The sequence below is a fragment of the Planctomycetota bacterium genome, assembly GCA_038746835.1.
Lineage (GTDB): Bacteria > Planctomycetota > Phycisphaerae > Tepidisphaerales > Tepidisphaeraceae > JBCDKH01.
Window position 1 is genome coordinate 1 of the sequence record JBCDKH010000126.1, and the last position, 11,370, is coordinate 11,370.

General features: G+C 64.0%; 8 protein-coding genes and 1 riboswitch. Of the genes, 6 read left to right on the plus strand and 2 right to left on the minus strand.

The window, feature by feature from the left end:
• Window positions 1-2,016: endopeptidase La (gene lon, locus AAGI46_11990; protein MEM1012926.1), on the minus strand; the 2,016-nt coding region annotated here is incomplete at its 3' end.
• A gap of 59 nt (window positions 2,017-2,075) precedes the next feature.
• Complete coding sequence (locus AAGI46_11995) at window positions 2,076-2,504, minus strand: Hsp20/alpha crystallin family protein (protein ID MEM1012927.1); 429 nt, start codon at window positions 2,502-2,504, stop codon at window positions 2,076-2,078.
• Window positions 2,505-2,817: 313 nt separating this feature from the next.
• Here AAGI46_11995 and AAGI46_12000 point away from each other — a divergent pair, with 313 nt between their 5' ends.
• From AAGI46_12000 to AAGI46_12025, 6 genes are all read left to right on the plus strand, one after another.
• Window positions 2,818-4,893, plus strand: coding sequence for a hypothetical protein (locus AAGI46_12000; GenBank protein MEM1012928.1), 2,076 nt, complete (start codon window positions 2,818-2,820; stop codon window positions 4,891-4,893).
• Window positions 4,894-4,922: 29 nt separating this feature from the next.
• Window positions 4,923-5,022: riboswitch (TPP riboswitch) on the plus strand.
• The gene (locus AAGI46_12005; GenBank protein ID MEM1012929.1) at window positions 5,014-5,550 is read left to right on the plus strand and encodes a DinB family protein; all 537 of its coding nucleotides are present in this window, start codon (window positions 5,014-5,016) and stop codon (window positions 5,548-5,550) included. It overlaps the preceding riboswitch by 9 nt.
• A complete protein-coding gene (gene thiC / locus AAGI46_12010) occupies window positions 5,547-7,496 on the plus strand; it encodes a phosphomethylpyrimidine synthase ThiC (GenBank protein MEM1012930.1) in 1,950 nt (649 codons plus the stop codon). Before AAGI46_12005 ends, thiC begins: the two co-directional genes overlap by 4 nt.
• Before the next feature lie 92 nt (window positions 7,497-7,588).
• Window positions 7,589-8,266, plus strand: coding sequence for a hypothetical protein (locus tag AAGI46_12015; GenBank protein MEM1012931.1), 678 nt, complete (start codon window positions 7,589-7,591; stop codon window positions 8,264-8,266).
• Between the two features lie 594 nt (window positions 8,267-8,860).
• Complete coding sequence (locus tag AAGI46_12020) at window positions 8,861-10,189, plus strand: glycosyltransferase (GenBank protein MEM1012932.1); 1,329 nt, start codon at window positions 8,861-8,863, stop codon at window positions 10,187-10,189.
• A gap of 24 nt (window positions 10,190-10,213) precedes the next feature.
• Window positions 10,214-11,370 (plus strand): glycosyltransferase family 4 protein (locus tag AAGI46_12025; protein MEM1012933.1); only part of this gene is annotated, 1,157 nt, incomplete at its 3' end.

Below are 11,370 nucleotides of genomic sequence, written 5' to 3' on the forward strand. Positions count from 1 at the left end.
CCCGCCTTTGCCGGCCATGCGCGTCGCCTCGATGAACAGAATCTCACCGCCGAACGGCGTGTAGGCCAGACCCGTCGCGACGCCCGGGACGCTGGTGCGAGCGGCGAGTTCGTCCTCAAACTTGATCGGGCCGAGCGCCTTTTCGACATATGCCTCGTCGACGGTGACCTTCTTTGTCCCGCCGCCGACGATCTCGGCGGCGATGCTCCGGACGACGCTGCCGATGCTGCGTTCGAGATTTCGGACGCCGGCCTCGCGGGTGTAGCCGTCGATGATGAGGCGGAGCGCCTTGTCGTTGAACCGAGCCTGGCTCTTCTTCAGGCCGTTGTTCTTGAGCTGCCGTGGGACGAGGTACGTCTTTCCGATGTGGAACTTGTCGGCCTGCGTGTAGCCGGGAATGTCGATGACTTCCATGCGGTCCCGCAGCGGGCCCGGCACGGTGTCCATGGTGTTGGCCGTTGCGATGAAGAGCGTCTTGCTCAGGTCGAACGGCACGTCGAGGTAGTGGTCGGTGAAGCTGTGGTTCTGTGCGGGGTCGAGGACTTCGAGCAGGGCCGACGCCGGGTCGCCGCGGAAGTCGCTGCCGACCTTGTCGATCTCGTCGAGCATCATCACCGGGTTGTTCGTCTCGCCCTTGCGCAGCTCGGAGATGATCCGCCCCGGCATGGAGCCGATGTACGTCCGCCTGTGTCCGCGGATTTCCGACTCGTCCCGCACGCCGCCCAGTGCGACGCGGATGAAGTTGCGACCCGTCGCCGCGGCGATGGATTTGCCGAGCGACGTCTTGCCGACTCCGGGCGGGCCAAGGAAGCAGAGGATCGCACCGCCGCCGTCTGGCTTGAGCTTGCGGACGGCGAGGTATTCGAGGATGCGCTTTTTGACCTTTTCCAGCCCGTAGTGGTCGCTGTCGAGCTGTTCGCTGGCTTTCTGGAGGTCAATCTCGTCGTCGGTCGACTTCTGCCAAGGCAGCTCGCTGAGGATCTCGAGGTACGTGCGGATCACGCCGTACTCCGGCGATGCCTGCGGGATGGTCTCCATCCGGCCAAGCTCCCGCTCGGCCTCCTTCATGACCTTCTCGGGCAGGCCGGCCTCTTCGAGGCGTTCGCGCAGCTCTTCGGCCTCGTTGCCCGGGCCTTCGTCGATGTCGCCCAGCTCCTTGCGGATGGCCTTCATCTGCTCCTGCAGGAAGAACCGTCGCTGCGTCTTGTCGATGTTGCTCTTGACCTGCGTCTGGATCTTGTCCTGCAGCTCCAGCACGTCGAGCTGACGCGCCAACCGCTCGGCGACGAGCCGTAGACGACGTGAGACGTTGAGCGTTTCGAGCACTTCCTGCCGCTCGTCCGCATCCCCGGGCAGGTTGGCCGCAAGGAAATCAGCAAGGGCACCGGGCGTCTGGATGTTGTCGAGCAGCTGCTGCGCCTCGTCGGGCGTGTTGGGCGACAGCTCGATCAGCCGCTTAGCCTGCTCGCGGATGCCGCTGACCAGTGCCATGCTCTCGGCGTCTTCGGGGTCCTGGTCCTGCAGCGGCTCAAGGTGACCGACGTGGAAGGGCTCGGTCTGGGCGAGGGCGTGCAGGCGGAACCGGTTGTGGCCGTGGACGATGATGCTCTGGTTGCCGTCGGGCAGGCGAAAAAGCTTGAGGATCATGCAGACCGTGCCGATGGCGTGGAGGTCGCCTTCTTCGGGGTCTTCGTCCTCGGCGTCGCGCTGGGCGACGACGGCGATCATCTTCGGATCGCCACTCATAACCTCTTCGAGCAAGGCCTTGCTCTTGGGCCGGCCGATGTTGAGCGGCATGACGGTGCCGGGGAAGACGACCAGGTTCCGCAGCGGCAGGACCGGCAGCGTGTCGGGAATGTTGACCGAGCTGCCGGCGACGTTGAGCGTCGGGCGATCGCCGTCGTAGCCGACTTCGACGGTTTCGTCGTAATCGACGTCCTCGATGGTGGCTTCGTCCCCGTTCACAGACGCCGGCTCAGGCCGCTTCGTCTTCTTTTTCGCAAGCCGCTTGGCCATAGGGGCGACGCTACGCGGGGCCGGTTCGCACTCCAACCGGCCGCGTTCTTAAAACTGCGTCACGCTGACTTGGGAAGTTCCACCCACAGCAGGCCGTCGCGGTAGGTCGCACTCACGCCTTCCTGGTCGACGTCCGGCGGAAGCTCGACTTCGCGACAGAATGCGCCGTGGTCGAGCTCCATGCGGTGCACCTTCACCCGGCCGCCACCGGCCTGGGCGGCGACGGGCGAGCGTGGGACGGGGCGATTGCCGGAAACCACCAGCCTCGCCTGGCCCCTGCCGTCGTTGGCACGGACGGATACGTCGATGGTCGACTTCTCCACGCCAGCGAGGTCCACGCAGACGCGGTAGGCACGCTCGGCCTCATACAGGTTGACCGACGGTGCCCACGAGGGCTCCGGGCCGGCAAATCCGCAGAAGGCCTCCTGCAGCGGTTCGGATCGGCTGACAGGCCGGGCGAATTTCGAGAAGGGCGGGTCGCTGATCACGGGGCGTTGGCCAAGATACGGGAGCATCCGTGCCGGCGAAACGGCCGACTCAGGAGCAGGTGCCGCAGCGTATCAACTCAACGACCGCCGCGGAAGGCGAAGCCGCACAGGCGTCTTCCAACACCATGTACCGCCGATCGTCGCATGCGGTTCGCCCGCGATGTATCGGACCGGTCTCCAGCTGCCCTGGCGGGGGTGGTTCGTTGACATCAAAGGCCCACTTCCCGACACTGCGGACCCGCCTCTGCGGCGTGTCCTGCGCCGCCGAACCTGCTCGTGCCGCATTCGGCGGTGCCAGCGACACCCAAACGCCATGAACGCCCGCGCCCCGATCCGTTACGCCCTGGCCGCCGCTGTTGCCCTGGTGGCCGTCGGCGGATGCGACGACGACCCACAGACCGCCGCCATGCGCGAGCTGGACACGGCCGTCGGGGGATTCGTGGCAGACGACGCGAGAAGTGACGCCGCCGGCACGCTGAGCCGCCTCGCCGCCGACAGCGAAGGCCGCGTCGGCATGCGTGCCCTTGCCGCCAAAGTCGTCGGCGACGTGCGTCTGCAGGAAGGACTCCTTCTGCTGGACGATGGCGAGGTCCGCGAAGGCGAAGACACCCCACGCGGCCTGGCCCGGCTGGACGTCGACTCGGCACTCCTCATCGACATTCTCATCGCCCGTGCCACCAACTCCTCGAACACTGCCCGGCGCGCCCAGGGCCTGACTGAGGCGGCTGACCTGCTCAACAGCGCGGCCTCCGACTTCAGCAGCAAGGCCGACCAGATCCGCGGCGACGCTCCGTGGTCACCCGCAATCGGCGACGTGGACACGGGCGGGCCGTATCCCGGTACCAGCAGCAATCCGGTCGACGCGATCAACGGCTTTGGCGTCTACACGGACATGCGACAGCAGTTGGCCGACGCCAACCTCGATGCCGTAGGCACGATCGAGCAGCAGCTCGCCGAGGTCAACGCGGAGATCGAACGCGTCAAACAAGCGGCAGCTGCCTCTGAAGAGCAGCGCAAGGCCGCCATGCAGCGGGCCGATGCGTCCGAACGGATGGCCCGCGAGAAGGCTGGCGATGACGCCCTCAGTGACCTTCGCCAAGCCACCGACGCCCTCAACGAAGCCGGCACCGCCAGCGGCGAAACGGCCAAGCTCGAAGGCGAACTCGCACTTCTCGAAGCCGAGGCCGAACTGCTGACGGCACGTCTCGCACAGCTCGGCAGCGTGGCCGACGCGCTCGCCCAACAGCAGACCACGATCGAGTCGTCGGTCGAAGCCCAGGCTGGTCCCGCGACGATCGCTTCGGAACTGATGCGTGAGGCGTCAAGCCCGATGGTCGCTCGCGACCTCGAGGTCGACGACGTCACTGCATCGCTCGCCGAACTGTTTGAGCAGTCTGACGCCTTGCGTGAAGAGGCGGCCAGTGCCTTCGCGGCGGCGTCGACGAGCTACGCGGACGCGGCGTCCAAGGCATCGTCGGCTGCCAGTGGGTCGCGCGGCGACGCCCGGCCAGCCGGTGCCGCAGCCGGCGAGAGCCTCCGAGCCGTCGCTCAGATCGCAAATCTGCGTAACTCCGACGCGACGCGACTCAACGCCAGCCTCCGCAAGGCCGAGGCCATTCAGGCTCTGTCGCTGCTACGCCTCCGAGCCGCGGCCGAGCGTGCCGAGGCGATGGGCGTTTCGACGATTGCCACAGCGACCAACGTGATGACGCAGGACGCGGGCAACACCTTCGACACCGCCGTCGCGGAAGCGCTTCAGCTGTACGAAGAGTCCGTCACAGCCGCCGAGTCCGTCTCCGGCCGACAGGCGGAACTCGGTGAAGCGAGCCTGCGAAACCAATCGCTCGCGACCGACGGCATCGCCTCCCTCGTCCGCCTCGCCGCCGCCGCCCAGCAACTCGGCCACCGTTCAAGCGTCGACCTGCCGTCGATGTCCGAGATGCAGAGCCGCCTCAGCGAGCTGATGGCCCAAGCGGAGAACCAGAACATCCGCATCTTCGCCTACAACGCTTCGCTTGCACCGACGACAGACGAAACGCAGCCTGCCGAGGAGCCAGGTACCGAAACCGGCGATTCCGTCGAGCAAGCAGTTTTGGGTAGTTGGCAGGTCCGCGGTGGCGCGAGCGCGTTTGGCACGTTCACGTTCGAAGCGGATGGAACCGCCACAGTGGTGCTTGTCGCCTCACGCTCTGGTTCCGCTGATTCGCTGGAGATTGACGGCCGATGGGCGATCGTCGGGCAGGACGTTGTAATCGAGCACACGGAGCAGTCCAACGGCGAGCCAATCCCAGAGGACGAGCGATTCACTGGGTTGCCCTTTGAGTTCGAGAATGGCGAGCTCATCTTGAGAAATGGCAACGGCGACCAGCTGGCGCGTGTGAACGAGTGATCGTCCGTGTCTAGGTTCCTGCTACACTGCCATGTCGCTAGGGGTGGCCCGGCCCGTTGCCGAGCCTGAGAAACACCCTTGGAACCTGACCCGGTTCGCACCGGCGTAGGGAAGCGCACCGTGACGAGCGATCCACTCGACATCCTGCTTCGGCACTTCGCGTGGGCCAACCGCGTCGTCCTCGACGCGTGCCGACCGCTGTCACGCGAGCAGCTCCACCAGTCATTCGACATCGGCCTCGGCAGCGTCCACGCGACAGTGCTTCACATTGTCTGCTGCGTCGAGGGCTGGACGCAACGCGCCCAAGGCAACCCCTGGACGACACAGGACGCCGAAGCGGCAGCTTCGGATTCAGCCATTGCGATCGACGCGCTCATCGCTCGGAGCGACCGTGCAACCCATGCGATCGGTCAATTCACCGAGGAACTTCGTCGAAACGACCAGCTCGGCTACGTCCACGAGAGCACCTTTCACCCGAAGGACGCACCTCCGGTGACCGTCCGCTTCACCAACGGGGCGGCCATCACGCACTGTCTCGTCCACGGTCAGTACCACCGCGCCCAAGCCGTCAACATGCTTCGCCGTCTGGGTGTCACCCCGTTGCCCGAGGTCGACATCATGGACTGGCACCACGAAGTCGAAGGAAACGCACCATGACTCGCCCCCAAGATCCCGCTCTCAAAACGACCACCCCGAAGCCGTTGGCAGAGCGCAGCGTCGCCACGGGTCTGCGTGCAACAGAAACCCGAACCGACACGATGCGTCGTCCCTGGACCTTCCCCCCTATTGGCTCCAACCCCGGGAACGAACCGCGTGCCACCACCCCCGGCTCCTTCGCCAACGCCCCCGACATCGGCGGCCCGCTGACCTTCAGCAGCCCCGACTCCGCCGCCATGCCCGCGCCGAGCGACAAGACGGCGTGGGACTTCCTGCCAGAAGGCTGGACAACCATCCTGACGCCGAAGGCTGAGTGCAGCGATGCCTCGGAGCGAGCGACCAAGATCTTCCAACAAGCCGACGGACAACAACGCACTGTCACCTACCCCTCCGACTTCACCCCGCTGACTCAGCTCGAGTACGCCCGTCTCGGACAAATCACGCCCGAGATGCAACGCGTCGCCGAGCGGGAGCCGCACCTCACGCCCGCCCAAGTGCGCGACGAGGTCGCCGCCGGCCGCATGGTCATCCCGGCGAACAGAAAGCACCTCGCCCACCAGCTCGACCCGATGGCGATTGGCCGGGCGAGCAAGACCAAGATCAACGCCAACATGGGTGCCTCGCCCGTGAGCAGTTCGATCGACGAAGAGGTCGAAAAGCTCAAGTGGGCCGAACGCTGGCAGGCCGACACGGTGATGGACCTCTCCACCGGCGGCGATCTCGACGCCACCCGCACCGCCATCTGCCAGAACTCGACCGTCCCCATCGGGACCGTCCCGATCTACTCCATGATCATCGGGCGCAAGATCGAAGACCTCGACGAGACGATCATCCTCGACACCGTCCGCCACCAGGCCGAGCAGGGCGTCGACTACTTCACCATCCACGCCGGCGTCCTCCGCGAACACCTCAAGTTCGCCAAGAACCGCCTCATCGGCCTCGTCTCCCGCGGCGGATCGCTCCTCGCTAAATGGATGCTTCATCACAGGAAGCAGAACCCGTTCAATGACCTGTGGGAAGACATCTGCGATGTCATGCGCGAGTACGATGTCACCTTCAGCATCGGCGATGGCTGCCGCCCGGGAGGGCTGGCGGACGCCACCGATGATCTGCAACTCCTTGAGCTCGCCGAGATCGGCAAGCTGACCGAGCGCGCTTGGCGCAAGGGCATCCAGGTCATGGTCGAGGGACCCGGCCACGTGCCGTTCGACCAGATCGAGTTCAACATGAAGGCCCAGCGCCGCCTCTGCCACGGCGCCCCGTTCTACGTCCTGGGCCCGCTCGTCACCGACATCTTCCCCGGCTACGACCACATCACGTCCTGCATCGGCGCGACCGCCGCCGCCTACCACGGCGCAAGCATGCTCTGCTATGTCACCCCCAAGGAGCACCTCGGCCTGCCCAAAAAGGACGACGTCAAACAAGGCTGCGTCGCCTACAAGATCGCCGCCCACTCGGCCGACATCGCCCTGGGCATTCCAGGCACGCGTGTCCGCGACGACGACCTCACCAAGGCCCGGGCCGCTCTCAACTGGCAGAAGCACTTCGACCTGAGCTTCGACCCCGACCTCGCCCGGGCCTACCACGACGAGGACCTTGACGTCGACACCGATTTCTGCGCCATGTGCGGCCACGACTGGTGCAGCGTCCGCATCTCCAAGGAAATCCAGGACTTCTTCAGCGGCAAGGCCGAAGGCTACGAGCGCGCTGGTGGGGGTGCCCCCGTCCGCAGCGACGCCCTGACGCCGGAACAACAAGAAATCCTCAAACAACGCGGCCACCTGAGCCCCGACGAAATCCACAAGCTCGCCGCCAAAGCCAAGGGCAAGCTCAAGGCCAAAGACGACACCGGCAAGGCCTCCTGCCACAGCGACTACGTCGATTCTGACGAAGCTAAACTCGTCCAAGTCGGCGTGGGCGTCAAGACGAGTGAGAGCTTGATCTGAAATGAGAAGCAGCCCCACGGCCTTTTGCCCTACCCATGCCAGTCCGCGACCCATTTGTCTGCCAGCCATCAGGTCATGTAAAGAAAGTCGATATGAAACACGTCATCTTTTTCTGCATTGTCTTTTCTTTCTTTTTGTTTTCCTCTCACGCTAGAGGAGGGCAAGTGCGCATTGAAGGACCAGCTGTGACCCTGAACGATCGTTTCGGTTTAAGCGACGTTTCACAGACGATCCAATTCTCCATTACTCTCGACGTTACTTCCGCAAATGATGTCGTCGCTGACGATACGACCGGATTTTTTTTAGGTAACGTACAGGTTGACCTGTTTTTTCGCGGCGACCCAGAGCCGACGGTGCGGTCAGATATCGGCAACTTGTTTGTCATCAATAGCCCAAGCGATACCTCTGGAAGCAGCCGTGATAGCGTGACCGTTTTTGCTTCAATACCACCATTTGAAATTGAAAGTGGGCAGGGGACTAGCGGATTTTCGGCCCCATCGATCTCTATCAGCTTCAGCGCGCCTGTGGATGTGGTTGTTTCAGATGATGCATCTGAATTGATACGTCTCGCAGAGCTGAACAACTTTGGGCCACCGATCATTGGTGCTTTGACTTTGAACAACGGCAATAATCGTATTTATAATGCCCAAATTCTTGGAAATCTCACGGTATCTGAGGTGGGTGCGGTTCCTGTTCCGATGCCGACGGCCGCACTCCTATGCCCTGCACTTTTGGGTTTGTTAGGATTGCGCCGGGTGCGAAATGTGTAGTCGTGATCGCGCAACGTTTTGCATCTTGTAACTGTAGGCTGCCTGTCTGTGTGCAGTACGACATGTCAACATTGTTGTTTGAGATCGTTCGATCACGCTCCAATAATGGGTTGACCGAGGTACGAGTAACTCGTCCATGACGGGCTGGGATAGCAGCGGGCGCTGGACGTCGCCGTTTGTGCGGCAGCGCGCACAATCTGCTACGGACCGCATGCTCTTGGACGTGATGGATGGGGTTCAGCGTTCGCGTTCGTCGCGGAGATTGCCGTTGTAGCCGCCGCCGGGCAAGGGGCGAGAAAGATGGGGGAGCCTTGTTAACCGCTCTCCCGTCGCCGTCGGAGGTGGTAGGAGGTAGTCCTGGTGCTGAAGTGCAACCGCTTTGTGATCTCGGCGCCGTTCAGGTTCTCGGCGGTCATGATGCCGTTATGGTTGCCGCAGTGAGACACGTCCCTCGGGCCGCGGCGGTGGGTGTGGAAGGGGTGTGCGTGTCGATCGGGCGGGACACCTTGTGGCCGCAACGTAAACTGGCATCGGATGCCCGCCTGCCGGGCCCGCCTGATCGGACGAGTTGAGAGGCCGCTCTAGACTTGTGCCATGCGGGACGTCCTTCTCATCACCTGGCACGGCATCCACGAGCTCGACATCTTCCCTGGTCTGCCGGACACGGGTGGGCAGAACATCTACGTCGGGAACATGGCCCGCGAGCTGCACGACAGCCACGACTGCCGGGTCGTCATCCTGAATCGCGGCGGCTTCACGCACCCGTACACCGAGCGGATGCGGGAGGGCATGACCAAGGATCCGGATCGCGAGCTGTACGTCCTGCACGTCGCCGACTCGGTGAAGGCGTTCGTGCGGAAGGAGTTTTTGACCGGTGCGCTCATCGAGGACGCGGTGCCGGGCGTGCTGGATCAGTTGCCCAACGACTTCGAGCCGGCGATCGTCATTTCGCACTTCTGGGACGGCGGGCTGCTGGGCGATCATGTGTGCGAGCACTTCGACAAGGCCCTGCACGTCTGGGTGCCGCACGAGCCGGTTGGCATGAAGAAGGCCCCGCTGAGTGCGGCGGAGATGGAGACGCACAGCATCTTCATCCGCGAGCGGTACGAGGAACGCGTGCTCGACGGGGCGGACCTCGTCGGGTCGACGTCGAAGCTCGTCCAGCAGGACCTGCAGCTCGCCCACGGACGCGACTGGACGAAGAAGCTCATCGACATCTATCCGGGCGTCGACGTCGAACGGTTTTCGCCGCTCGATGCGGAGTCGCTCACGGGTCAGCAGGCAAAGGACCACAGCGAGTTCCTCGGCCTGCCTGCCGAGCTGTTCCAGCGGCCGCACATCTGTGAATTCGGCCGGAGCGACAGTCTGAAGGACAAGGACCAGGCGGTGGAGGCGTTCGCACTGGTCGCACGCGAGGACAAGGAGATCACGATGTTCCTGAACCTCGACGAGACGATGGAACCGGAGATCGGCCAGCGCATCCGTGGCATCATCGATCGCGAGAATCTCCATGACCGCGTCCACGTTTTCAGCCCGCGCGAGCTGCCACAGAGCGGGGCGGGCAGCGAAATTCTGCCCAACATCATCAAGACGTCGAAGGTGTTCCTGACGATGTCGGTGATGGAGGGCTTCGGGATGGCTGCTTGCGAGGCGGCGGCGTGCGGGATTCCGGTGGTCGGGACGGAGCACATTCCGGTCGTCACCGACATCATCGCCCCGGCAGGCGGTGGGACGGTCGTCCCCGGCAAGGACCCGCGTGCTGCGGCCGACGCGGTGTTGAAGTACCTGCGGATGGACGATGCGGCGTGGCGTCAGGTTTCGGAGCGGGCGCACAGCTCGGTCGTGCCGCGATACACGTGGAAGCAGATCGTCGATGACATGTTCCGGCAGATTCGTGACAAGGGACACCAGCTTCGGCTCTAGCTGGCCGATGACTTAGCATCGCCTATGCAAGCTTCTGCACCACTTGGCCTCGATCGTCCGACCGAGGTCGTCATTCAACAGCCGACGCTGCCGAAGTATCGCCAGGCCGTGTACGCGGGCCTTGCGAGTCGGCCAAATGTGAATCTGCACGTCGATTACGCGTCGTACGACCTGCCGAACATTCAGCCTGAGGGGTTCGCCGCAACGTCGATCCCGATGAAGAGCCTGAAGCTGGCCGGGCGCGAGATTCTGGTCCACCCGAGCCTCTGGAACCGCACGGCCAAGGGCGGGTGCGACGTGCTCATCGCCCACTGGAACCTGCACTACGCGAACCTGATCCCGAGCCTGCTGCGGGCGAAGAAGAACGGCGTGAAGACGATCCTCTGGGGCCACGGCTACTCGAAGCGCGAAGCCGGCTGGCGCTCATGGACGCGGAACAAGGTCGGCAAGATCGCCGACGCAGTGGTGCTCTACAACCACACGACGGCCAACCATCTGGTCGACCTCGGGTTTGATCGCGATCGCACGTTCGTTGCGCTCAATGCGATCGATCAGGCACCGGTCGACGAGGCCCGCGAGTCGTGGCTGGCCAGACCAAACGATCTGCGGTCCTGGCAGCAGGAACATGGTTTCGTCCGCGAAGATGGCAGCCTCCGGCCGTTGGTCTTGTTCGTTTCGCGCCTCACGCCGGCCAACGAGGTGGACGTGTTGCTCAAAGCGGTCGCGAAGGTTCGCGAGCAGCCCGACCTCGCCGATGCGCAGGTCGCCGTCATCGGCAAGGGTGATCTGGCAGACGAATTGCGGGCACTTGGCGATTCGCTGAAGATTGGCAACGACCTCCACATGCCCGGGGCGATCTACGAGGACCAGCAGGTCGCGCCCTGGTTCCTGACGGCGGCCGCGTCTGGGGCGTTCTGCTATCCGAACAACATCGGGCTCAGCGTGCTCCACGCGTTCGGCTACGGCTGCGCGGTCGTCACTGGCAACGACGTGGCGGCGCAGAACCCCGAGATCGAAGCCCACCGCGACGGCGAAAACGGCCTGCTGTTCCGACGTGGCGATCCGGACGATTTGGCCGAGAAGCTGACGTCGCTCTTCCGCGACGCCGACCTTCGTCAGCGGCTGTCGGTCGAGGCACGCAAGACCGCCGCGGAGGTCTTCACGCTCGACAACATGGTCGA